This is a genomic window from Microcystis sp. M53598_WE2, from assembly GCF_030067735.1.
Taxonomy (GTDB): Bacteria; Cyanobacteriota; Cyanobacteriia; order Cyanobacteriales; family Microcystaceae; genus Microcystis; species Microcystis aeruginosa.
Map to the genome: position 1 here is coordinate 1 of NZ_JASJFE010000494.1, position 1,339 is coordinate 1,339.

Below are 1,339 nucleotides of genomic sequence, written 5' to 3' on the forward strand. Positions count from 1 at the left end.
ACTCCATGCTAGAGGCAAAACATACCCTGTGTCGGTATGTATAAACCAAAATTAAATCAGTCGCCGAAGGGCATTCGGAGACTTTAAATGGACGGGTCGAAAGTGTCAGACTTAAGCAATTAAGCGTTTTTCGGTGAAGCGTCAACCCCATTGACGCGACCACCCTAAAAAGGTGGCGTGGTGAGGAATCACCGTCCGTTTACGGCGGTGAGGATGTCAATTTAGGAAAAAGCCTTCGTTAGTTTGAGCGACAAGTTTTTCAGCGATTAGGAGAAATCAATCCATGCGGATGTTCAAAATCACCGCTTGTGTTCCTAGCCAAAGCCGCATTCGGACACAACGGGAATTACAAAATACCTATTTTACCAAACTCGTTCCCTACGATAATTGGTTTCGTGAGCAACAACGCATCATGAAAATGGGCGGCAAAATTGTCAAAGTGCAGCTAGCTACCGGCAAACCGGGGACTAATACAGGTTTACTGTAATTGGCTGCCACTGGAACTTAAAAAAAGAGGTCTTTCCAGACCTCTTTTTGCTTTAGGGATTTTTTTCAAACTGCAAAGCGGCAGAGTTGAGACAATAGCGTTTTCCCGTCGGGGGTGGACCATCATTAAAAACGTGACCAAGATGAGCATCACAGGCGGCACAAACAATCTCTGTCCGCACCATGAAAAAACTAACATCTCGCTCGTACTTAATATTAGCCTCGTTAGCAGCAGTCCAGAAACTCGGCCAACCAGTACCCGAATCATACTTGCTGTCAGAAGTAAATAACTCCGTACCACAGCAGACACATTTGTAAATACCTTTTTCTTTATTATCGTGATATTTACCTGTAAAAGCCCGTTCTGTTCCCTTTTTGCGAGTAACTTGGAACTGTTCGGGAGTTAGCTGGGCCTGCCATTCCGCCTCGGTTTTACGAACTTTTTCTACCATAGTCATGACAACCGCCATTATGATTAAATTTCCCTTTTTAGTCTAACCTGAGTTCGAGATCTAGGGTTTTTCATAACCTCAGCTTATCAATGGTATAAGTAACAATAGTTTCAACCCCCTTTACAAACCGTTACAAACTCTCTAAGATAGAGACATCATCAATCGTACCTCGATAACTTAATAGGAATCATAAACCAATGACCACCACTCTACAACAGCGCGAGAGCGCTTCCCTGTGGGAGCAGTTCTGCCAGTGGATCACCAGCACCAACAACCGCTTATACATCGGCTGGTTCGGTGTGATCATGATCCCCACCCTGCTCACCGCCACCACCTGCTTCATCATCGCCTTTATCGCCGCTCCTCCCGTAGATATCGACGGTATCCGCGAGCCTGTAGCT

2 protein-coding genes and 1 pseudogene are annotated in these 1,339 nt (G+C 45.4%); 2 read left to right on the plus strand and 1 reads right to left on the minus strand.

Translation table 11 applies throughout. The features are described 5' to 3' along the window. Positions 1 to 283: 283 nt before the first annotated feature. The gene (locus PX636_RS10205) at positions 284 to 487 is read left to right on the plus strand and encodes a phycobilisome linker polypeptide (protein WP_002739162.1); all 204 of its coding nucleotides are present in this window, start codon (positions 284 to 286) and stop codon (positions 485 to 487) included. Positions 488 to 539: 52 nt separating this feature from the next. On the opposite strand, the gene msrB is transcribed toward PX636_RS10205, so the two are convergent. Then, positions 540 to 956 (minus strand): peptide-methionine (R)-S-oxide reductase MsrB, encoded by a 417-nt coding sequence (msrB, locus tag PX636_RS10210; protein ID WP_004163453.1) that lies wholly within the window; start codon positions 954 to 956, stop codon positions 540 to 542. A 179-nt stretch (positions 957 to 1,135) separates the two neighbouring features. Here msrB and PX636_RS10215 point away from each other — a divergent pair. Beyond that, positions 1,136 to 1,339 (plus strand): annotated as a pseudogene (locus PX636_RS10215) (photosystem II q(b) protein); the annotation flags it as partial.

Coding starts and splice junctions, on each gene's coding strand:
- PX636_RS10205 (WP_002739162.1), top strand. CDS start 284: ATGCGGATGTTCAAAATCACCGCTTGTGTTCCTAGCCAAAGCCGCATT.
- msrB (WP_004163453.1), bottom strand. CDS start 956: ATGGCGGTTGTCATGACTATGGTAGAAAAAGTTCGTAAAACCGAGGCG.